Genomic DNA, 22,258 nt, shown 5'->3' on the forward strand with positions numbered 1-22,258 from the left:
ACTACCTCCTCTCTGAATCTCCGGAAGTGATAATGACACAGCAGCCTCCAGTGCCGGTTGACAACTCGAACCAGTGGACTCCCGCACAGCCCTCATTCGGGCAGAACCAGCCCCTCGTCGGGCAGAAATCGTTTCTCGCTGCGTGGCTGCTGTCATGGCTGCTCGGCGGACTCGGTGTCGACCGTTTCTACCTGGGCAAGATCGGCACCGGCATCCTCAAGCTCATCACCTTCGGCGGTTTCGGAATCTGGGCCCTCGTCGACCTGATCGTCACCCTGGCCGGAGGACAGAAGGACAAACAGGGTCTGCGCCTCCAGGGCTACGACCAGCACAAGAAGATCGCGTGGATCATCACCGGCATCTTCTTCGTTCTCGGCCTCGTCTTCGGCGGGATCGCTGCGGGCTCGGCCGCGAGCATCTCGGACGACAACGCACCGATCGTCTCCGAGGAAGAAGCACCTGCCGACGAAGCGCCTGCAGATGAAGCGGTCGAGGAACCCGTTGAGGCAGCGCCCGCGGTCGAAGATGAGCCTGCTGAGGAACCGGCCGAAGAGCCGGCCGCTGAGGAACCTGTCGAGGAAGAGCCGGTCGCCGAGGAACCCGCGGCACCGGCGGAGGAAGAGGACGACTCGAGCGTTCCGACCGAGTACAGCTCAGCGTTGACCCAGGCCGAGACCTACTCGGACATGATGCACATGAGCAAGCAGGGCATCTTCGACCAGCTCACGAGCGAATACGGGGGCCAGTTCTCCGACGACGCGGCCCAGTACGCCATCGACAATGTTCAGGCGAACTGGAAGGAGAACGCGTTGGAATCGGCGCGAACCTACCAGGATGAAATGGCGATGTCGCCGAATGCCATCCACGACCAGCTCACGAGCGAATACGGCGGCCAGTTCACGCAGGCTGAGGCCGACTACGCGATCGAGAACCTCGACAACTGACGACTGTCAGCTGACAGTTCGAAGGCGGGCGAAGGAAGAGATTCCTTCGCCCGCCGTCACGCATTCACGCCCACCGGTACTCGTACTCGGGCCGGCCCGGGGTTCCGTGGCGGGGCTGCTTGATCGCCTGTTTCGTCGCGACGAGGTGTTCGAGGTAGCGGCGGACGGTCACGCGGGACAGGTCGAGGCTCTGCCCCACCTCGGTGGCGGAGACCGGGACTGCGGAATCGCGGACGAAGGCGGACACGGCTTCCAAGGTCTCGGTGATGAGGCCCTTCGGCAGCCGCGTCGACGAGACCGACCGCAGCGCCGACAGGGCGTTGTCCACCGACGCCTGAGTCGCCAGGCTCCCTGAGCCGCTGAGACCGCGCCGGAACTCCCGCTGGTTCTCCAACTTCTCCCGGAACGCCGCGAAAGTGAACGGTTTGATGAGGTACTGGGTGATGCCCGACGAGATCGCCGAGCGGATCACCTGCAGGTGCCGCACCGCGGTGATCGCAATGATGTCGACGTCCTGGCCCCGCGAATTCAGGCGCCCGGCCACCTCGAGACCGTGCGAATCCGTGAGGTTCATATCGAGCAGGACGATATCGACGGGGTGGCCCGCCGTCGCGAGTTCGTCGAAGCGGTCGATCGCCTCGTGCCCGCCCAGACACGTTCCTGCCACCTCGAATCCGGGAACGCGGGCTACGAAGTCCGCGTGCGCCTGCGCCGTCATCGGATCGTCCTCGACGATGAGCACCCGCAGCGCGGCATCATCGCTCACGTGGGTCTCCTTCCCGCTCAAGGCCAGTATCGAGGCCGTCGTCCCTGCTGTGGTCCTCCGCAGAATCGTAGTCGCCCGCCGCATCCGTGTCCCCCAGCGGAAGCGTGACCGTGAAGATCGCGCCGCCATCGGAGTCGACATCGATATGCCCGCCGAGGCGGCTCACCGCCTGCCGGACCAAGACGAGCCCGAATCCGTGCCGCCCCGCTCCCCCGACCTCGGGCTTCGCTGACGTACCGAGGTGGAAGAGTGCGTCGATGTCTTCGACCGCAACCCCTGCACCGGAGTCGGCGATGGTGATGATGAGCTCCCCGTCGGCGGCCACGAAGTCCGCCCACACATGTTTGTCCTCCGAGTCCGCGGCCGCGTCGAAGGCATTGTCGAGGAGGTTGCCGGCGACGGTGACGAGGTCACGGGCATCGAGGCGCGCCGGCGGAAGTTCGCCGGTGGCGGTGACTGTGAGTTCGATGCCGCGCTCATGGGCCTGAGCGGCCTTGCCGATCATGAGTGCCGTGATGAAGGGTTCGTCGAGGGCCCCGACGAAGGAGTCGGTGAGACGTTGGGATTCCTGTTCGTCCTTGACCGCGAAGTCGAGTGCCTCCTGGGTGCGACCGAGTTCGATGAGGGTCGAGACGGTGTGCAGCCGATTGGCGTGTTCGTGGGTCTGGGCGCGCAGGGCCTCCGACAGGGTCGTCATCGTCGCCAGCTCCCCCGTGAGCTCCTGAATATCGGTGCGATCGCGCAGGGTCGCGACCGTTCCCCCGACCCCGCGACCGGCGGACCCGCGACCGCGCGGTTGGCTTGCGTGTTTCTGGCTGACGACGAGGACTCGGTCCTCGGTGAAGTGGATTTCGTCCACGGCGACCCGACCGGTCGACAAGAGGTCACGGACGGATTCGGGCAGGGCCACCTCGGCGAGGGCGATCGGGGCGGACTCATCGGGCTCGGGCAGGCCCAGCAGGACGGCCGCCTCATCGTTGTAGAGGACGAGCCTCCCGGAGTCATCGGCGAGGATGAGCCCCTCGCGCAGGGAATGCAGCGCGGAATCGTAGAACGCGAACAGCCGGCGCAGCTCCTCGGGGCCGTAGCCGAGGGTGACTCGGCGCAGATAGCGGGCGAGCAGCCAGGAGCCGAGCCCGCCAAGGGCGATCGCGGCGAGTCCGACGATGATGATCTGCGGCAGGGAGGCCGCCTGCGCCACGGACAGAGTCTCGAGCGTCACGCCCACGGCGACCATCGCGGTGACCTCGCCGTCGGAGTCGGTGATCGGCACGATCGATCGCACGGACGGGCCGAGGGTGCCCACGTATTCCTCGGTCTGGGTCTGCCCGGCGCGTGCCTGCGCGGTGCTGCCGAGGTACTTCCTGCCCAGCTGAGCGGGGTCGGGGTGGGTGTAGCGGGTGCCGTCGCGGTCCATGATCGTCACGAAGTCGACCTCGGCGGTGTCGATCACGGTCAGAGCGTAGGGCTGCAGCTGCGCCGACGGGTCGTCATCGGTCACAGCCTCGGTGACGAAAGGGTCGTGGGCGAGCGTCTCGGCGATGGTCAGCACTCGCTCCCCGGTGGCCTCGCGGATGTTGCCCAGCGTCGTGACGTAGCTCGTCACTGACAATGCGGTGCAGACGAGGACGATGAGGACGAGCTGGACGAGGAAGAGACGCCTGGCCAGGGGCCCGCCCCGGCGAGGCCCGATCCGATCCCGGCCCCGCCGTGGTGGCCGCACAGTCCCCAAGATACGCACCAGTTTCGAGGCGTCAGCTGTCATCGATCAAATGGGACGGGCGGCGAGAGGAAATCAATGTCCAGCTGCTCCGACTTCCTCATCTTCGACAGTGGGAAATCGTCGTCCGAATGGACCTCACCAACAACTTCGGACACGGCCGAAGCGACCTCCTCGGAATTCCGCGCCTTTCCAGGATCGCATTTTGCGGCGAGAGCCTCGGCAAACATACTCCAAAGGGCGCTGACGAGGAACGGGTCTTCTCCTAGTTTCAGGCGAAGGATCCTCTGTGCGAGTGCATTGGCTTCCGACGGCAGTGTCCTCAAGTCCACTGGTTCGTCCATCTCGTCAGGCAGAGATGGCAATCTGCCAGCTTCAACGATCACCTGGATGGTCAGTTGCATACTGGATGAGTTCCAGTCGTTGGACTCCACACGGATTTCCGAGACCTGATTCAGGACTCGGCCAATCGGTGACTCCGATTTCTCATATTTACTTCTCACGAGCCTCTGGAGCGGCGCAAGCCAGGGATGCACGTTGTCAGGCACTGCGAATCGACCGAACCAACGACCAATCGCGAGACCGAAATCCCTCGCATCGGCCTCCGTGGCGAACTCAGACTCAGAAATGACAGGCATGCCGTCTGCTTCGGTCTTAAGAACGCTGACGATTCGAGCGAGATCAGCAAATCGGCAATTGTCGCCACCGCCCAACTGCGGGTATCGCGGATTCTCGCGTTTCAGAGCTTGTGCTCGTTCAGTGCCTTCAAGGGGAACCAGAGGAGCGAGCTGGAGGTACTCACGCTTGGGCAGGACAACGTCACAAGTCTGGGATACGACAGCAAATTCACGCTCGGGGCCCATTACACTCGAATATTCGACAACACTTCCTTGTCGAAGCGTCTGAAAATAGCTCGAGTCCATGACCGGCTAGGGTTCCGGGGTATAGGTCGACGCAGGTCTATTCACGTCTGCAGGAGAAGAAGCATGCTGCGATCTCTGCTGATCGAGCAAAGCAAGGAACCGGAACCGTGCTCCGTGCTCGCCAGCTTCCTCGATTGCTTCGATCTGCCTCATCACTCGACCGAGCGCTTCTTCGTTTACCGCAGAGATCTTTCCGCCCGATGCCCATAGGTGAACAGTCCTCCTCGAGACGCCGAAGAGCTTCGCAACCTGGTCCCAGGTGTAAGCTCCTCGACGCTTGATCTGCTTGACAAGGTCTGCAGTGGACTCGGCCTCCGTAGGGGCAGATGGCGATGATTCGAAGCCACGAACTTCATCAATGGGAATCTTCGACGAACTTGGTGAATCGCTGTGCCAACGCCGGGATGAGACGTCGCCATAGTCGCCCTTGACCGGAATTGACGTACCTGCGATTGACAACGTCGACATTCGCATACCTGGAGCAAAGAAGAAGTCGGGTTTCGAATAAGCAACAGCACTCATGAGTCATACCTCTCATAGAACTGAGACGTCACCACGTCGCTGAAATGATTCGATGCAATTCCAGACAGATGGATCAGCTTCTTTCGGACCTCATCACGATTGACAACCAGATGGCCTTCCTCGTACGCGTCCAAGTCGAGAATCCAGCTCGGTTCGTCGACTGGAGGCAAAGTAGGTTCGATCGACTGTCCTGCACCCAAGCGAGCAGACCGCACCAGCAAGTAGGCCAATTCCACACGATAAACCGATTCGGTCATGCTGTGGACCAAGTCGGCGTTGGCCGGGGACGCGGTATGGCCGCCGAGCACAGCCGGTACGAAGTGGGCTTCCAACAGGTCCAAATCCGCTTTGCCGACTATCCGATTCGTATAGCGATAACCGATCCTACTGAACCGAGGAATGGTCACACCGTCGTGAACCGCGCTGAGGCCGTCGAGCAGTCGATCAACGAAATCGTCATGGTTGGTGTAGTCGGTCGACTCCAAAGCCATGAAATTTCGACCGACTGAAATACTCCACTTTTCGTCGCCCGAGAAGAACCGAGCAATCCTCCCTCGACTCTTCTGTTCGGCGACCCCCGACTGAGTGACCACGACCTCGACTTCGCTCTCTTCCCGTATGAACGGGTACGCAACGCCAAGATTCTCACTGATGCGCGATGTCACTCGCTGAAGATCGAAAGAGGTCAAATCGGGCCAACGAACCTGCGCTAGAACTCGAGCGAGCGGCGGATTCTTCAGCTCTGCTCGCCGAATTTTTTGAGGCAGCGAATTTGAGGACACATTTCACACTCTACTTCACACTCTGAACAGTGTGAAGTAACCGGATGCGATTCACATTGAACCAGGACGGGGCTCTCCGCCCCAGCGAGGCCCGATCCGATCCCGGCCCCGCCGTGGTGGGGCCGGGAGGGACCTCACTTCTTCTTGTCGCTCTTCTTGCTCTTCTTGCTCTTCTCGCTGCCGCCGGAGATGAGGAGGGCCAGACCGATCGCGGCCAGCCAGGTGTCCTTGGCCAGCGGGATGCCGTCCTGGGACGGGCGGACGCCGTCGTCCTCGGTCATCGAGTCGATGGAGAAGTAGTTCGCCACCAGTCCGGCGGAGAACGTCGTCAGTGCCGCGCCGGCGATCCGGGTGGGCACGAAAGGCAGGAGCAGGGCGGAGCCGACGGCGATCTCACCGTAGGACAGGAACTTTCCGAACTGGGCCGGGGTGAGGTTCTCGACCATGGGGACGCCGTTGGCGGCCATCTGCTGGAGTCCGGCGGCGGATTCCTCGTCGAGACCGAGTTTGCCGATGCCCGAATTGAGAATGAATGCGCCGGGGACTGCGCGCAGAAGTGCGGTGCTGAGTTTCATATCCTGCTCCTTCGTAATGGGATCGTCACTGAGCCAAGACTATCCGTGAGGGCGCAGGTGCGCCACAGCAACAGGGCCTGTCGACCCCGGCGACCGAGATTCTCAGCCCTGCGTGCTGGTGCGGATCCGCTCGATGAGATCGTCGAGGGCGTCGTCGAACTCGCGCTGAGCGTGGTCTTCCATGAGCAGGCCCTGCAATCGCTGCACCGTGGGATACTCGCTGAGGTCTTCGCCAGCGGAGGAGCCCTCCTCATCGCCGAGAACCTCCGGGGTCAGAGAGGCCGCCTGGAGCAGAAGCGCGCCGACCAGGAAGCTCGTGAAGGCCTTGTATGCGGCCACCGCCTCGGCGTCGGCGAATCCGAAGCGCTCCAGCGAGGACAGGAAGTCCTCGACCCAGCGCACGCTGCGCAGCGGCGGACGCAGCCAGGGGGCCTGAGGTGGCTGGGTGGCGATGAGCGGGAAGATCCGCGGATGCTCGATGGCCAGATTGCGCGTGGCATTGGCGACACGCTGCAGATACTCCTCCCACGAATGGGAATCCTCGGTCATGAGTTCGTCGTCGAAGAGGCCGTCGATGAGCTCGTCGACCATGGCCTCGAGAAGGTCCGCTCGCCCGGAGACGTGCCGATACAGTGCCATCGCCTCTACGTCCAAGGCAGTTCCGAGGCGGCGCATCGTGAGTTCGCTGAGACCGCAGGCATCGACGAAGGCGATCGCCGACTCGACGACCTGGGCACGATCGAGTCGCTGCTGAACCACGCGCACTCCCCTTTCCTCGTCGGAGATGTCGCAGACCGGGCGGCTTTCACCGCCAGTCTACTCGCTTGATCCGACGCGTCGAGAGATCCCCTCATAGTGCGATTACACTGTAAACACCTCATGGATGACTAAGTTATCACTCTCCATCGACCGCCCCACACAAGGGCAAGTCAACCCTCCGGCTCCATCGAAGCGTGCAACGCAGGACTCCGATGCGTCCGACTCGCCGGATCTATTGCGCAGCGAAAACCCGGTCTGCTAGGTTGATTACACCGTAAACATGAATGGCGCTCGACAGAGCAGAACGTCCAGACCGATCCACACGAAAGGACGAATCATGAATTCTCACGACAAGGCCGACAAGGCCTCTGACAAGGCAGAAGAACTCAAGGGCAAGGCGAAGGCCGCCGCCGGCAAGGCCACCGACGACAAGAGCCTCGAAGCCGAGGGCAAGACCGACGCGGCCAAGGGCAAGATCAAGCAGGTCGGCGACGATGCCAAAGACTCGCTGAAGGGCGTCAGAGACTCGCTCAAGGACTCACCGGAGAACTGAGGGACGCGGCCGGAGGGCGGAAGCACTGTCCGTTTCCGCCTCCGCCCTTTGGCCATGCTTTCAGATCCCCTGCCACAGACTTCGACGTGCCGGCAAGACCCGGCCCGTCGGCACGAGAAGAAGAGGGAAGATGGGAACTGACCGCCATGCTTTCGTCGTGGTGGCCAATCGCCTCCCCGTCGACCGCAACGATGGGGCGTGGGAGACCTCACCCGGCGGGCTCGTCTCAGCCGTGGCTCCCGTGGTGCGTGAGCACGCCGGAGCCTGGATCGGCTGGGCGGGCACGCACGACGACAGTCTGGAGCCCTTCGACTTCGACGGGATGAGCCTCGTCCCCGTCCCCCTCAGCCACGACGAACATCAGCAGTACTATGAGGGATTCTGCAACGCCACTCTGTGGCCGCTGCACCACGACCTCATCGTCGCGCCGCAGTACCACCGCTCATGGTGGCGGGCCTATCGTGCAGTCAACGCCCGATTCGCCCAGGCCGCGGTCGAGGCAGCCGAGACCGGGGCGACGATCTGGGTACACGACTACCACCTCCAGCTCGTACCGGCGATGATCCGCGCCCAACGACCGGACGTCCGGATCGGATACTTCTGCCACATCCCCTTCCCTCCCGTCGAGCAGATGGCCCAGCTGCCCTGGCGTGACGAGATCCTCCGCGGCCTGCTCGGGGCCGATGTCATCGGTCTCCAGCGAGAGGCCGATGCCGCGAAAGTCCGCCAGGCCATGCAGAAGCTGCTGGGCATGGATCCCGAGGAACTTCGCGGCCGCGTCGGCTCGTACCCGATCTCGATCGACGTCGAGGAGATCCGATCCGCGGCCGAATCCCCGGCCGTACAGGAGATGGCCCGCTGCTTCCGCCGTGATCTGGGCGATCCCGCCACCCTCATGATCGGTGTCGATCGCCTCGACTATTCGAAGGGAATCCTGCACCGGCTGTGGTCCTTCGAGGAGCTGATCGACGACGGACTGCTCGACGCGCGGGAAACCTGTCTCGCACAGATCGCAGTCCCCTCGCGTGAAGGCGTGCGCGCCTACCAAGACCTGCGCGACGAGGTCGAACATACGGTCGGGCGCATCAACGGGAGGTTCTCCACTCTCGGCCGCGATGTCATCCACTACTCCCACCACTCGTATTCGACAGAGGAAGCCGTCGCCCTGTACCTGGCCGCCGACATCCTGCTCGTCACCTCCCTGCGGGACGGGATGAACCTCGTGGCCAAGGAATTCGCCACCGCCCGCCGAGGCAGGGGCGGTGCACTCGTCCTCTCCGAATTCGCCGGAGCCGCCGAAGAACTCGACCAAGCCATCATCGTCAATCCCCACGACCGGGCCGGCCTGAAGGCTGCCATCCATCACGCGACCACGCTCAGCGAAGACGAGGCCCGGACGCGTATGGATGCGATGGCCGACACCGTCGCCGCCTTCGACGTCCGCCACTGGGCGCAAGCTTTCCTCCACGACCTGCGAGACCCAGCATCTGCGGCGGCTCTGTCGCCCAGCGACTGGTGACGCCGACCACTCTGACCGCCCCACCCCCAGGAGACCACTGTGTACACGATGCTCAACAACCAGGAATCCTCGAAGTACGACCTCTACCTGCCCGGCAAGCTCGTCGCCGCGCTGCACTACAAACTCGAGCCCGACGCCAATGAGGTCATGTTCATCTACTGTGAGGCGATCGAACCCACACAGGCCGACCGCCACCGCTGGGAGCTCATGCGGCGGGCCGTCGAAGACGCGAAGGGCCGACGCCTCAAACTCACCATCACCTGCCCCATCGGCCTCAAGGCCCTCGAACGGCAGGAACCGCCTGTCGATGTCGGTCCCCGGCAGGCAGAGGACCCACGGGCCTGATCCTCCCCGGCCGACCCTGCCCGGCCGAATCCCCGCCTCGGCGGGTGCCTGGTTCCTCCTGTGAACACTATGAACGCAACCGAGACACCCGTCACACCGAATGGCACAGTTGTCGGGTACATCACCACCGCGGCCAGTCGTCGCGCGCGTTCGCACCCACCGATGGGTGAGGTCGCGGAAACCATTTGGAGGAATCATGGCAACGTCGCCACAACAGCAAGGCGGGTCATTCGACAAGGAGATCGCCGCCACCGCCAAGGCACCGGAACCGGGCGCCCCGCAGCGGAAGAAGGACCGCACTCACTGGCTCTACATCATGGTCATTGTGGCCGTGTTCGCCGGTGCCGCCATCGGGCTCATCGCCCCTGACGCCGGCATCGCGCTCGAACCGTTGGGCAAGGCCTTCGTCGCGCTCATCAAGATGATCATCGCCCCGGTCATCTTCTGCACCATCGTCCTCGGCGTCGGCTCCGTGGCGAAGGCGGCCACCGTCGGCAAGGTCGGCGGACTGGCGCTCGTCTACTTCCTCGTCATGGCGACCTTCGCCCTGGTCATCGGCCTCGTCGTCGGCAACTTCATCCACCCGGGCGAAGGCCTCCACCTCCAGCCGTACGAAGAGGCCTCCGGCGGTGAGGAAGGCGGAATGGTCGCCTTCCTCATGAGCCTCATCCCCGGCGACATCCCCGTCCTGCCGACCCTCGTGCTCGCGCTCCTCGTCGGCTTCGCTCTGCAGTCGATGGGCAAGGCCGGCGAACCGGTGCTGACCGGCATCAAGCACATCCAGGCCGTGGTCTTCAAGCTCATGATGATGATCATGTGGGCCGCCCCCGTCGGCGCCTTCGGTGCGATCGCCGCGGTCGTCGGCAAGACCGGCTGGGCTGCGATCGGTGCGATGGCGACCCTCATGGGCGCCTTCTACCTGACCTGCGCGCTGTTCATCGTCATCGTCCTCGGCGGTCTGCTCAAGATCGTCACCGGCCTGAACATCTTCCTGCTGCTGAAGTACCTGGCCCGCGAGTTCCTGCTCATCTTCTCCACCTCGTCGTCCGAGTCGGCCCTGCCGCGCCTGATCGCGAAGATGGAGCACGCCGGAGTCTCGAAGCCGGTCGTCGGCATCACCGTGCCCACCGGCTACTCGTTCAACCTCGACGGCACCGCCATCTACCTGACCATGGCCTCGCTGTTCGTGTCCTCGGCCATGGGTATGCCGATGTCGATCCCCGAGCAGATCTCGCTCCTCGTGTTCATGATCATCGCTTCGAAGGGCGCCGCCGGCGTCACCGGTGCCGGCCTGGCCACCCTGGCCGCCGGCCTGCAGTCGCACCGCCCCGAGCTGCTCGACGGCATGGGCGTCATCGTCGGCATCGACAAGTTCATGTCCGAATGCCGTGCCCTGACGAACTTCACCGGCAACGCCGTGGCCACCCTGCTCATCGGCAAGTGGACGAACGAAATCGACCTCGACCAGGCCCGCGCCACCCTGGCCGGCCAGAACCCGTTCGACGAGCTCTCACTTGAGCCGGACGCCCACGGTGCGCCGACGAACGCCCCCGAGGCCGACGAGGCCCTGCCCGAGCCGCAGACCACCGTCGCAGCCGTTGGTCAGTCGAAGGCCGGCGCCATGAGCTGACCTCGGTCGCTTTCGCACCACAACCACCACGGGTGCCGATGTCCTCATCGTGAGGACGCCGGCACCCGTGGTGTTTCGTCTCCCCTCGCCGAGGCGGCCCTCCCCTGTCGTACTGCTGTGACGAGGGTTCGAAACCTCGGAGCAAGAAATGCCCCTGTCCGGCCAATCCACCTGCGCGAGCCCTCCGAATGACACATGTCCGTCCCAATACGGACGACCACGAAGTCAGAAGAGGACAGGGACCATGAAGAATCTCAAACTCATCAACGCCCGCACCGTCTCCGGTGCCGCACTCGCGACCATCGTCATTGCCGTCGGTCTCATGACCGCGCCCGGGGGCGCCTCCGCTGCCGAGACCTCTCCGACCGATTCGACCGAGACCTCGGGGGCACTCATCAACGGCCCGATCATCGATCTGGGCGACCTCCTCGGCGATATCAACATCGGACAGTTCCAGTGACGACCGATCCCCTGCTTACTCCCGTGATCCCGGCGCCGGGTTGCGCTGAGCACCCGCGCGCCTCCTTGCCGACGGAAACCTCGCTCAAGGAAACCCCCACCCGATGCGAAAGACACGATGACTGACGAGAACGCTCGAATCGACCTCACCTCAGCACAGCGCGGAATCTGGTACGCCCAGAAGATCGAACCCGACAACCCGACGTTCCAGATCGGGCTCTATGTCGATATTCGCGGACCGCTCGATGTCGACAGAATGCGCAAGGCGGTCGCCACGACCGTAGCCGAAGCCGACTCGCTCAACGCCGTCTTCGGTGAAGACGAAAAGGGACCCTTCCAACAGCTCGGACCGGCACGCAGCCATCTCCTCGTCCGTGACCTGCGGACGGAGTCGAGTGAGGATCCCGAAGCCTCGGCTCATGCGCTGATGCAGGAGGATCTCGAAACCGTCCACGACGTCGATGAGGGTGACCTGCTCCGGTCCCAGCTGTTCCACCTCGGACCCGACCACTGGATCTTCTATCAGCGGGCCCACCACCTCCTCGTCGACGGCTATTCCGCCGTCCTCGTCCTCCGCCGCGAATCCCAGGTCTACCGGGAGCTCGCCGATCAGGGAACCGCATCTGACTCGCCCTTCGGCAGCCTCGACGATCTGGTGGCCGAGGAGGCTCAGTACCGTTCCTCGCAGCGCTTCACCACCGACGCCGAGTTCTGGAAGCAGGTGCGCTCCGAGTCGGACACGGCCACCGGCCTGGCCGACCGCCCGGCATCACCGGCACGACGGCTTGTCACCGGCAACGCCGACATCCCCCAGGAGCTCTCATCACGCCTGGCCGGTTCCCGGTCGGCACCGACGCTCATCCTCAGCGCCGCAGCGACCTACCTGCACCGCATGAGCGGACGAGAGTCCATCTCGGTGGGGCTTCCGGTCACTGCCCGTCGCAGCGCCCTGTCCAAATCGGTGCCGTCCATGATGTCGAAGATCCTGCCGGTGCAGCTGCAGGCAGCACCGGAGATGACGACGGCAGATCTCGTCGCCGGCGCCGGCGCGACGCTGCGCGAGACGCTCATCCACCAGCGCTTCCAATATCAGGAGCTGAGCACCGACAGCGACTACATCGGGCCTTCGGTCAACATCTTCCCGCACGTCGACGACATCGACTTCGGAATGTCGACCGCCTCGCTGCACCTCCTCTCGACCGGCCCGGTCGACGACCTCTCGATCATCATCCACGGCATCGGAGCGGATCCCAGCTCCGATGGAGGCAGCAGGCCCGCCATCGTCCGGTTCGAGGCGAACGCCGAACTCTACGATCAGCACAGCCTCGCCGAGCACCTGCGTCAGTTCCTCTCCGTCCTGTGCCAGTTCGATCCGAACGAAGATCAGCACCTGGCGGACCTCTCACTCATCGATGCCGACGAGTCCGACGAACTCATCGCGGGCGGCAGAGGACCCGAGCAGCATCTTCCCCGGCACACCGTGGTGGAGGAATTCTCCCGTCACGCCCGCAAGTCCCCATTCGCCACCGCGGTCGTCGCCGAGGACGGGCACATCAGCTTCTGCGAACTCGACCGCCGCTCGACTCAGCTCGCCGACCTTCTTCGGGACTGTGGTGCAGGACCCGGGACTCGCATCGCGGCACGCTTGGGCCGGTCCACCACGCTGCCCATCGCCGTGCTCGGAATCCTCAAGACAGGTGCCGCCTACGTGCCCCTCGACCCTGACTACCCGGCCGACCGCATCGAAGCGATGATCGCCGACGCAGCGCCGGTGCTCGTCATCAATTCCTCTGCAGTGTCGGGTCCCGCCGGAGAGACGAGTATGACCACCGACCGTCCCGTCATCGACATCGATGCGCAACCGCAGTCGGCAGCACCCGCGCCCGAGTCGACCCAGGCCGGATCAACGCAGGCCCAGCAGACCGGGTCGACACCTGCCCCCGACGACCTCGCCTACGTCATCTTCACCTCCGGGTCGACCGGTCGACCCAAGGGCATCGGGGTCGAGCACCGGTCGCTGCTCAATCTCTTCCACAGTCACAAGGAGACCATCTTCGATCCGGCCGCCCGTCGACTCGGACGAGGACTGCGCGTGGCACACACGGCCGGGATCTCCTTCGACGCCTCCTGGGATCCGCTGCTGTGGCTCTTCGCCGGGCACGAACTCCACCTCATCGACTCGGTCACCCGCCGCGATCCCGAAACTCTCACCGACTACTTCTCCACCCACGGCATCGACTCGCTCGAGACGACGCCCTCATTCGTCAAGGCCCTTCTCGCCCACGGCACGTTCAGCGGCACCGAGCATCCCAGCGTCGTGGCCCTGGGCGGAGAAGCGGTCGAACGTGGGCTCTGGGACCAGCTCGCAGCTCTGCCCGAGGTGGATTCCTTCAACTTGTACGGACCGGCGGAGACGACCGTCGACAGTCTCACCGCACCCATCGTCGCCGGCGCCTCACCCGACCTCGGCGGTTCCGTGGCGAACACCAGGCACTACGTCCTCGACTCCCGGTTGACCCCTGTTCCCGCCCAGGCGCGTGGGGAGCTCTACATTGCGGGGCTGAATCTGGCGCGCGGCTATGTGGGCCTGCCGGCCACCACGTCAGAACGGTTCATCGCCGACCCCTTCGCTGACGACGGCTCCAGGATGTATCGCACCGGCGACATCGTCCGCAGGCCTCTGACCGGGGGAATCGAGTTCCTGGGCCGAGCCGATGAGCAGATCAAACTGCGCGGCTATCGCGTCGAACTCTCCGAGGTCGAGCTCGCCCTCCAGTCGGAGGGCCGGATCCGGTCAGCCGCGGTCATCCTGGGACAGAACCAGGCCGGCTACAGTCAGCTTCTCGGATACATCACCGCCGATGAGCAGATCGACACCGCCGAGGTCCGCCGGCACATGAAGACGCGCGTACCCGACTACATGGTCCCCTCGTTCATCACGCAGATCGAACGGATTCCCCTCACGGTCAACGGCAAGCTCGACCGGGCTGCGCTGCCGGAACCGGAATCGACGCGATCGGGATCCGCCGCACCGAGGACAGCCCAGGAGCAGGCCGTGGCCGAGGCCTTCGCCCAGGTGCTGGGAGTGGAGACCGTGGGCATCGACGATGACTTCTTCGAACTCGGTGGGCACTCCCTGCTCGCCACCCAGCTGGTGGCCTCACTGCGAAAGCGATTCGCTGCCCCACCCGCCCTGAGCGAAATCTTCCACCACCCCACCGTCCGCGAACTCAGTGCCGGACTCGACCTCGACGACACGGCGCAGGAGCCGGCAGACGAACTCGTCGCCGCAGACCGTCCCGCGACCATTCCCCTGTCCTACGCGCAGAGCCGTCTGTGGTTCCTCAACCAGTTCGACCCGGCGTCCGCGGCCTACAACATTCCGCTCACCCTGCGCATCCGCGGAGACCTGGACACCAATGCTCTGCGTTCCGCAATCAACGATGTCGTCTCTCGGCACGAGAGCCTGCGCACCGTGTTCCCGTGGACCGAGGGTCAGCCCGAACAGGTGATCCGCGCCGCCGACGATGCGCAGATCGCCCTGCCCATAGTGGAGATCAGCGAGGACCTCGTCGATCACACCGTCGATGCGGAGGCCACACACGGCTTCGACGTCTCCACACAGCTGCCGATCCGGGCCCTGCTGATCAGGCTGGGCACCGAGGATCATCTCCTGCTCCTCACGCTCCACCACATCGCCGCCGACGGCTGGTCGCTGCGGCCCCTGGCCGGTGACCTCTCCGATGCCTATCGCGCTCGGGCTCGCGGCACCACCCCCACCCTCCCCGAGCTGCCGATCCAGTACGCCGACTACGCACTGTGGCAGCGAAGGACTCTCGGCTCCGAGGACGACCCCGACAGCGAGATCGCCGACCAGCTGGCCTATTGGAAGGACGCGCTGAGCGAGGCTCCGGTCGAACTCAGACTTCCCGTCGATCGGCCCAGGAGCGCACAGAACACCGACCGTGTCTCGCGCAGGATCCCGATCGACATCGACGCCGATACCCACGCCGGTCTGCGCCGGCTCTCCGGCGAGCGCAACGCCAGTCTGTTCATGGTCCTGCAGGCCGCCTTCGCTGTGCTGCTGAGCAGACTCGGTGCCGGCAACGACATTCCCATCGGCACTCCCGTCGCCGGCAGGACGGAGACGAAACTCGACGATCTCATCGGCTTCTTCGTCAATACCCTCGTCCTGCGCACCGACACCTCCGGCAACCCCAGCCTGGTCGACGTCGTCGATCGGGTCCGCGCGTCCAACCTCTCCGCCTATGCCCGTCAGGATGCGCCGTTCGAACGAGTCGTCGACGAACTCGCGCCCCCACGCTCGGACCAGCTCCATCCTCTGTTCCAGGTCATGCTGACCCTGCAGAACACTGCCCCCGCGGCTCTGGACATGGGCGGCCTCGACGTCGAACCCGCACCCGGGCCACAGGTGTCGGAGGCGAAGTTCGACCTCCTCCTCGACCTGACCGAACGCGAGAACGACGGCGCGGCTCACACGGTCGGTGACATGCACACGGTCAGTGAGGCGGCCGGCATCACCGGCTCCCTCGAGTTCGACTCCGCGCTCTTCGATGAATCCACCGCCGAATCCATCGCCGCACGATTCGTCCGTGTGATCGACCAGTTCGCCGCCGACCCGCACACACCGCTGCGCGAACTCGAGGTGCTGCGCGCGGACGAACTGGCAGAGATCCGCGCTCAGGGTCAGGGCCGCGACGCGGTCGCACCAGAGTCGACGATCCTCGACGTTTTCGATTCGACGATCAGGAGCCATCCCGAGCGTCGGGCGCTCATCGCCGACGACGGTGAGCTGACATTCGCCGGCCTCGGGGCCCGCATCGACCAGATCGCTCATGTCCTGGCCACCCGAGGAATCACAGCGGGAGACAGCGTCGCCATTGCCCTTCCCCGGTCCGCCGACGCCGTCGCGGCCCCCTTGGCCGTGCTCTCGATCGGGGCGGTCGCTGTGCCCATCGACCTCAGCTACCCCGGAGAGCGGATCCGGCTGATCCTCGACGCGAGCACCCCCGCGGCCGTCATCACCGACGAGGCTGAGCTCCCGGTCCGCCCGGGCACAGCGGTCGGCACCACCGAACTCCGCACCGTCGAGGTGGGTCGCCGTGACGATGACACCGCCGGACTCGCTCGCCGCGGGGCCGACCGTCCGGCTCCGAGCGACCGCGCCTATGAGATGTACACCTCGGGTTCGACCGGCACACCGAAGGGCGTGGCCGTTCCCCACAGTGCGCTGCTGAATCTGCTGGCCCATCATCGGGAGACCATCTTCGCCGAGGCGGGACTCGGCGTCGGACCGGTCCAGGCGGCGCACACGGCGGGGCTGGGCTTCGACGCCGCCTGGGATCCGGTGCTCTGGCTCGTGGCCGGAGCGAGCCTGCACATCGTCGGCGACGAGGTCCGCCGCGATGCCGAAGCACTCGTCCGATTCTGCCGCGAGCATGAGATCCGGGCCCTCGAGACCACTCCGTCGTTCGTCAGGCAGCTCATCATCTCAGGACTGCTCGAGGACGACACCAGCGGGAACCGCGTCCCGCTGTCGCTTGCTCTCGGCGGAGAGGCCGTGCCCGAGGATCTCTGGCAGGAGCTTGCTGAGAATCCCAAGGTGCGTGCCCACAACTTCTACGGTCCCACCGAATTCACCATCGATTCCGTCACCGCCGCGGTTGCGGGAGACCGACCCACCATCGGGCATCCGATCAGGAATGTTCGAACCATGGTCCTGGATCAGCATCTGCGTGAGGTCCCCCATGGAGTCGTCGGCGATCTCTATCTCGCAGGCGCCGGAATCGCCTCCGGCTACGTCAACAGACCGAAGGAGACGGCAACGCGATTCGTCGCCGATCCTCTCGAACCGGGCGTTCGGATGTACCGGACCGGCGACCTCGTGCGCCGAAACCCCGACGGCAGCCTCGACTTCGTCTCCCGCGATGACGACCAGATCAAACTGCGCGGATACAGGGTCGAGCTCGGAGACGTCGAGAACGCCCTGGCCTCGGGCAACGGCGTCACCCAGGCGGCGGCCATCGTCGAGAATCTCACGGATCCTGAATCAGCACGGCTCATCGGCTACTACACCGGGGACGCCGACGAGGCCGCACTCCGCGACCACCTCGCCGCCCAGCTGCCGGCACCGATGGTCCCCCACATCCTCGTCGGTCTCGACTCGATCCCGCTGACGTCGCATGGCAAACTCGACCGCTCCCGGCTGCCTGCCCCCACTGCTTCGGGGGCCGAGGACTCCCGGGTCCCGCGCACCGCGGACGAACACACCATGTGCCGAGTCTTCTCATCCGTGCTCGGCACGGAGGAGATCGGCCTCGACGACGACTTCTTCGACCTCGGCGGGCACTCGCTGCTGGCGGTCTCCCTCATCGGCCGCATCCGGGCAGCCTTCGACACCGAGCTGCCGCTGCGCGCAGTCTTCGACTCCCCCACCCCGGCTGCGCTGCTGCATCGACTCGATTCTCGCGGCCCCACCGAGCCGGCACCCGCCGAAGGCCCCACGACCACGGCGGAATCGGCCGACGGTGCGCCGCACCTGAGCCTCACCGCGTGGAGCCGGTCGCACGGGCACACCCGCCCGCAGCTGATCCCTCTGTCCTATGGGCAGTCGCGGCTGCACTTCCTCAATCAGCTCGACACCGATGCCTCGGACTACACCATCTCCCTGGCTGTCCGGTTCTCCGGAGATCTCGACGCGGCCTCCCTCGGGCAGGCGCTGACGAACGTGATCGCCCGACACGAGATCCTCCGCACCGTCTACCCCGGTGTCGATGGCAGCCCCGTCCAGCAGATCCTGCCCCCGGACGCCGGTGAGGGTCTCATGGAACACCGCACCACGACCTCTGGCGCAGAGACCGCGGAGCGAATGCGGGACGAGGCCGCCGTCGGATTCGACCTCAGCCGCGACCTTCCCATTCGTGCGAGCCTCTTCACTGAAGGCGACGAGTGGGTTCTCCACCTGGTGATGCACCATATCGCCACCGACGGCGCCTCGCTGAGACCGCTGACGCAGGACCTCTCGACCGCCTATGCCGCACTGCGCGGCTCGGCCCATCCGATGCAGCGCACTCTCGAGGTCCAGTACGCCGAGTTCGCGCTCTGGCAGCGCCATGTCCTCGAGGACGAGCAGGCACCTGAAGCGAAGGCCCCGCTCCTGGAGCGGAAGATCCGGGCCTGGCACGACCGGCTCGAGGGGATTCCCACCGACATCAGCCTGCCCGCCGATCGTCCCCGTCCCACGACCGCCAGGCAGTCGGGTCGTCACCATCACTTCAGCCTCGACGCCCGTACCTCTGCCCGTCTGGCAGCGGTGGCCGCCGAGAACGGGGCGAGCCTGTTCATGGCGCTGCACTCCGTGCTCGCCGGCTATCTCAGCAGGCTCGGTGCCGGTGAGGACATCGTCATCGGCTCCCCCAGCGCCGGACGGTCGGACCCCGCGCTGGAGGACATGGTCGGACTCTTCGTCAACACCATTCCGATCCGCACCGACACCTCGGCGGGCCCCGACCTGCGCACGCTCCTGGCTCGCACCCGCGCCGCAGTCATCGATGCTGTGGAACTCGACGACGTGCCGTTCGAGCGTCTCGTCGAATCGGTCAATCCGCCTCGCGAACTGGGCCGCCATCCCCTGTTCCAGGTCATGCTGTCCCTCGAGGAGTCGGCAGCACCGAAACTCGAGCTGCCCGGTGTCACCACGAGCATCGAACCCGAGGTCGAGACCGGTGACGCGAAGTTCGACCTCTCATTCACATTCCGCCGCAGCGAAGCCGAGGCGGGACTTGCGGTGGTCCTCGATTTCAACTCATCGATGTTCGACGAGGAGACCATCGCCGACATCTGCCGACGATTCTCCCGATTCGTCGATGAGGCCGTGAAGGATCCCGAGCGTCCGCTGCACGACATCGCCCTGCTCGACCCGGTCGAAACGCGGACGGCGATCGAGTCCCTCACCGGCTCCGTGCCTGCGGACACGCCGCCACCGGTGCTCGACGTCTTCGCCGTCACGGCAGCCCGAATGCCCGATGCCGTGGCGGTCCGGTCCGACCAGACGTCGCTGTCCTACCGCGAACTCGACGCGGCCTCGTCCCGGTTGGCGCACGAACTCATCGACCAGGGAGCAGGCGCCGGCGAAACGGTCTCCGTTCGACTGAGTCGCGGCCCCGGCGTCATCGTCGCCACGCTGGCCGTGCTCAAGTCCGGTGCGGCCTTCAACCCGATCGACATCGACTACCCCAGCGGCCGCACCGCTGCGATCCTCACCGACGCCGAACCGCTCATCGTCATCACACAGCCGGGCAGCACCTCAGAGCTCGCGCCCCTCCTCGCCGATGCCGGGATCATCTCGAGCATCATCGAGATCTCGCCCGCCGACGGTTCGGCTCGCCCCTCACCTGCTCCTCAGGAATCCACGACCTCAAGTTCAACCGCTGCGACCACGACCGCGACGCTGCCCATGCCTCACCGGGATTCGGCGGCCTATGTCACCTTCACCTCCGGCTCGACGGGCCGGCCCAAGGGCGTCGAGGTCGGCCACGCGGCCTTGGCGAACCTCCTCGCCTCCCACCGCGCACGGCTCCTGCCGACCCCGAGCGAGGAGTCCGACCGGATTCCGGTCGCCCACACCACCGGAATCGGCTTCGACGCCGCCTGGGATCCCCTGCTGTGGATGGTGGTCGGGCATCCGCTGCACATCGCCTCGGAGGCCGTCCAACGCGATCCGCAGCAGCTGGCGGCCTCTCTGCGCCGACTCGGCATCGGATTCTGGGAGACGACACCGAGCTACCTTCGCCTGCTGACCACCGAACCGGAATTCGAGCGCATGCTCGCCGAGGCCGCTGAAGAAGGCTCTCCGACCATCCTCGCCCTCGGCGGGGAAGCGATCGATCCCGATCTCTGGCAGTGGCTGCGCGACCACCCCGGCATCATCGCCCACAACCTCTACGGGCCCACGGAGACCACGGTCGACGCATTCGCCGCACCTGTGGCCGCCTCTCCGACGCCGATTCTCGGGGCGCCGCTGGAGCGCATGCGCGGATACGTCCTCGATGAACGCCTCCATCATGTGCCGTCCGGCACGATCGGGGAACTGTATCTGGCGGGTGAGCAGTTGGCCCACGGGTACCGGGGCCGACCGGGGCTGAGCGCCGAACGCTTCATCGCCGACCCTTACGGTCGCCCGGGCGAGCGCATGTACCGGACCGGTGATCTCGTCCGGCACGAGGGCGGAGAGCTCGTGTTCATCGGTCGCAACGATGATCAGATCCAGCTGCGCGGATACCGAGTCGAACTCGGGGAAGTCGAGCGGGCCCTGCGCCAGGCACCGGGCGTCAAGGACGCCGTCGTCCGTCCGTTCGGCACGGACCCTGCCACCATGCAGCTCGTCGGCTATATCGTCGCCGGGGCCGGCGAGAGCACCGAGACCGCCACAGAGCTCGCCGAAGACGCAACCGGGACGTCGTCTCGGGACCTGCTCGCCGATGAGGCCCGCGACCATGTGCGCTCGCTCGTTCCCTCCTACATGGCGCCCTCGCACCTCGTCGTCATCGACGAGATCCCCCTCACCGCTCACGGCAAGATCGACGAGGCGGCCCTGCCCGACCCGTCGACAGCGGCCGTCGGATCGCGACTGACACCGCGCACGCCGCAGGAGGAGACCGTCACCGCGATCTACGCACGCGTGCTGTCCCTGCCGCATGTCGGCATCGACGAGTCGTTCTTCGAACTCGGCGGGCATTCGTTCCTCGCCCGGCCGCTCATCGCGGCCGTCAACGAGGCCCTCGGTGCCGATCTGTCGGTCCAGGCCCTGTTCCGCTCACCGACCGTCGAACAGCTCGTTCGCGAGGTCGGCCGAGGCGGTGCGGACTCCATCGCCGACAGCCTCCACCGCCTGCTTCCGCTCCGCCGCGCGGGTGCGAAGCCGCCGCTGTTCGCCGTTCACCCGGCCACGGGCATCAGTTGGGGCTTCGCCGCGATGCTCCACGGTCTCGATCCGGATCGCCCGCTGATCGGCCTGCAGATGCCCGGCCTCTCACCCGGGGACCCGGAGGAGATGACTGCCCAGACGCTGACCGAACTCGCCGACGACTACATCGACCACCTGCAGACGGCTCAGCCGTCGGGCCCCTACCACCTGATCGGGTGGTCTCTCGGCGGCATCCTCGCCCACCGTCTGGCCACCCGCCTCCAGGAGCGGGGCGAGTCCGTCGCGTTCCTCGGAATTCTCGACGCCTTCCCCACCGGGCAGGAGCGTAACGCCGACGTCGGCGAAGGGTCCGAGCTGTGGGCGAACTACCTCGGCGCCAATCATCCGGCGATCACGGAGACGACGGAGGGTCTCGATGACGAACGGGCCCTGGAGATCCTGCGTGCACACGGTGATCCCCTCGGCAATGTGGCACCGGAGACCATTGCGGCGATGACCCGCGGGTTCTTCACCCTGGCCAGACTGATCCGCGAGGCCCCGGTGGAGACGTTCGACGGTGAGCTGGTGCTCTTCACCGCGACCCGGGACGTTCCGAACGGCACCCCCGGCCCCGACTCATGGCGCCGATTCGTCACCGGCGACATCCACGTCACCGAGGTCGACGCGCGGCACTCGGACATGCTGAGTGCCGAGGCTGTCGAAGAGATTCTTCCCGTCCTGTCCATCCACATGGACGAGGCCGCCGAATCACAGATGAGTTCCATCCACTCCTGGAACACAACCCCGCCAAGCAACACCACTAGGAGCTGAAGAAA

Annotated in this window: 14 protein-coding genes; 7 read left to right on the plus strand and 7 right to left on the minus strand. The window is 65.4% G+C overall.

Annotated elements, in window-relative coordinates; translation table 11 throughout:
* Nucleotides 1–50: 50 nt before the first annotated feature.
* Nucleotides 51–944, plus strand: coding sequence for an Ltp family lipoprotein (locus tag GUY37_RS15865; protein WP_228278217.1), 894 nt, complete (start codon nucleotides 51–53; stop codon nucleotides 942–944).
* A gap of 64 nt (nucleotides 945–1,008) precedes the next feature.
* Here the strand turns inward: GUY37_RS15865 and GUY37_RS15870 are convergent, their stop codons facing one another.
* The 7 genes from GUY37_RS15870 to GUY37_RS15900 form a co-directional block, all read right to left on the minus strand.
* Nucleotides 1,009–1,710 carry a response regulator gene (locus tag GUY37_RS15870; protein WP_228278218.1) on the minus strand — a complete coding sequence of 234 codons (702 nt, stop codon included), beginning with the start codon at nucleotides 1,708–1,710 and terminating at the stop codon, nucleotides 1,009–1,011.
* Nucleotides 1,700–3,475 (minus strand): ATP-binding protein, encoded by a 1,776-nt coding sequence (locus GUY37_RS15875; protein ID WP_166827562.1) that lies wholly within the window; start codon nucleotides 3,473–3,475, stop codon nucleotides 1,700–1,702. Before GUY37_RS15875 ends, GUY37_RS15870 begins: the two co-directional genes overlap by 11 nt.
* Complete coding sequence (locus GUY37_RS15880) at nucleotides 3,472–4,353, minus strand: hypothetical protein (protein WP_166827564.1); 882 nt, start codon at nucleotides 4,351–4,353, stop codon at nucleotides 3,472–3,474. The genes GUY37_RS15875 and GUY37_RS15880 overlap by 4 nt, the downstream gene beginning before the upstream one ends.
* Nucleotides 4,354–4,359: 6 nt before the next feature.
* Entirely contained in the window at nucleotides 4,360–4,875 is a 516-nt protein-coding gene (locus GUY37_RS15885) for a helix-turn-helix domain-containing protein (RefSeq protein WP_166827567.1), read from the minus strand.
* On the minus strand, nucleotides 4,872–5,657 hold the full coding sequence (locus GUY37_RS15890; RefSeq protein WP_166827569.1) for a TIGR04255 family protein: 786 nt from the start codon (nucleotides 5,655–5,657) through the stop codon (nucleotides 4,872–4,874). The genes GUY37_RS15885 and GUY37_RS15890 overlap by 4 nt, the downstream gene beginning before the upstream one ends.
* A 134-nt stretch (nucleotides 5,658–5,791) precedes the next feature.
* Entirely contained in the window at nucleotides 5,792–6,232 is a 441-nt protein-coding gene (locus tag GUY37_RS15895) for a hypothetical protein (RefSeq protein WP_166827571.1), read from the minus strand.
* A gap of 102 nt (nucleotides 6,233–6,334) precedes the next feature.
* Nucleotides 6,335–6,991 carry a TetR/AcrR family transcriptional regulator gene (locus tag GUY37_RS15900; RefSeq protein WP_208094695.1) on the minus strand — a complete coding sequence of 219 codons (657 nt, stop codon included), beginning with the start codon at nucleotides 6,989–6,991 and terminating at the stop codon, nucleotides 6,335–6,337.
* A gap of 337 nt (nucleotides 6,992–7,328) precedes the next feature.
* On the opposite strand from GUY37_RS15900, the gene GUY37_RS15905 reads away from it, so the two are divergent.
* The 6 genes from GUY37_RS15905 (at nucleotide 7,329) to GUY37_RS15930 (ending at nucleotide 22,253) form a co-directional block, all read left to right on the plus strand.
* A complete protein-coding gene (locus tag GUY37_RS15905) occupies nucleotides 7,329–7,544 on the plus strand; it encodes a CsbD family protein (RefSeq protein WP_139906896.1) in 216 nt (71 codons plus the stop codon).
* Between the two features lie 130 nt (nucleotides 7,545–7,674).
* The gene (locus tag GUY37_RS15910; protein WP_166827573.1) at nucleotides 7,675–9,063 is read left to right on the plus strand and encodes an alpha,alpha-trehalose-phosphate synthase (UDP-forming); all 1,389 of its coding nucleotides are present in this window, start codon (nucleotides 7,675–7,677) and stop codon (nucleotides 9,061–9,063) included.
* A gap of 39 nt (nucleotides 9,064–9,102) precedes the next feature.
* Entirely contained in the window at nucleotides 9,103–9,408 is a 306-nt protein-coding gene (locus GUY37_RS15915; protein WP_166827574.1) for a hypothetical protein, read from the plus strand.
* A 196-nt stretch (nucleotides 9,409–9,604) separates the two neighbouring features.
* Nucleotides 9,605–11,038, plus strand: a complete 1,434-nt coding sequence (locus GUY37_RS15920; protein WP_407645369.1) for a cation:dicarboxylate symporter family transporter — start codon at nucleotides 9,605–9,607, stop codon at nucleotides 11,036–11,038.
* A 244-nt stretch (nucleotides 11,039–11,282) separates the two neighbouring features.
* Nucleotides 11,283–11,498: a hypothetical protein gene (locus GUY37_RS15925; RefSeq protein ID WP_166827576.1), complete on the plus strand. Its 216-nt coding sequence runs from the start codon at nucleotides 11,283–11,285 to the stop codon at nucleotides 11,496–11,498.
* Between the two features lie 117 nt (nucleotides 11,499–11,615).
* A complete protein-coding gene (locus tag GUY37_RS15930; protein WP_166827578.1) occupies nucleotides 11,616–22,253 on the plus strand; it encodes a non-ribosomal peptide synthetase in 10,638 nt (3,545 codons plus the stop codon).
* The last annotated feature ends 5 nt before the right edge of the window (nucleotides 22,254–22,258 follow it).

Origin of the sequence: Brevibacterium limosum, assembly GCF_011617705.1 — a bacterium.
Classification (GTDB): domain Bacteria; phylum Actinomycetota; class Actinomycetes; order Actinomycetales; family Brevibacteriaceae; genus Brevibacterium; species Brevibacterium limosum.

Coding starts and splice junctions, on each gene's coding strand:
- GUY37_RS15875 (WP_166827562.1), bottom strand. CDS start 3,475: ATGACAGCTGACGCCTCGAAACTGGTGCGTATCTTGGGGACTGTGCGG.
- GUY37_RS15880 (WP_166827564.1), bottom strand. CDS start 4,353: ATGGACTCGAGCTATTTTCAGACGCTTCGACAAGGAAGTGTTGTCGAA.
- GUY37_RS15885 (WP_166827567.1), bottom strand. CDS start 4,875: ATGAGTGCTGTTGCTTATTCGAAACCCGACTTCTTCTTTGCTCCAGGT.
- GUY37_RS15895 (WP_166827571.1), bottom strand. CDS start 6,232: ATGAAACTCAGCACCGCACTTCTGCGCGCAGTCCCCGGCGCATTCATT.
- GUY37_RS15905 (WP_139906896.1), top strand. CDS start 7,329: ATGAATTCTCACGACAAGGCCGACAAGGCCTCTGACAAGGCAGAAGAA.
- GUY37_RS15910 (WP_166827573.1), top strand. CDS start 7,675: ATGGGAACTGACCGCCATGCTTTCGTCGTGGTGGCCAATCGCCTCCCC.
- GUY37_RS15920 (WP_407645369.1), top strand. CDS start 9,605: ATGGCAACGTCGCCACAACAGCAAGGCGGGTCATTCGACAAGGAGATC.
- GUY37_RS15925 (WP_166827576.1), top strand. CDS start 11,283: ATGAAGAATCTCAAACTCATCAACGCCCGCACCGTCTCCGGTGCCGCA.
- GUY37_RS15930 (WP_166827578.1), top strand. CDS start 11,616: ATGACTGACGAGAACGCTCGAATCGACCTCACCTCAGCACAGCGCGGA.